Below are 223 nucleotides of genomic sequence, written 5' to 3'. Positions count from 1 at the left end.
GTCACCCATGGCGCCTCCACTCCGGCGTCCAGCGCGGCGGCGATCATCTCCCAGGCCAGGCGGGGCTTGGTCGCGAACCGGACTTCGTCGGGTATGCCGGCCGCCCGGCGGTGCTCGGGATCGGAGCACCAGGACTGCTCGGGCAGGTAGAGGCGGCGGTCGACCAGTGCCCGGCCCCGGCTGGTGGCGTAAGCGAGGAAGACACCGACCTGGGAGTTCTCGA

1 protein-coding gene is annotated in these 223 nt (G+C 71.7%); it reads right to left on the bottom strand.

All coding sequences use genetic code 11. The features are described 5' to 3' along the window. A partial coding sequence (locus AC2CJA_RS27580) for a transposase (protein WP_484605319.1) occupies positions 1–223 on the bottom strand: 223 nt, incomplete at both ends.

It is taken from the genome of Streptomyces sp. ATLC9 (genome assembly GCF_057196705.1).
The sequence above is the reverse complement of the archived record's forward strand: the minus strand, read 5'-3'. Positions and strand labels throughout refer to the sequence as shown.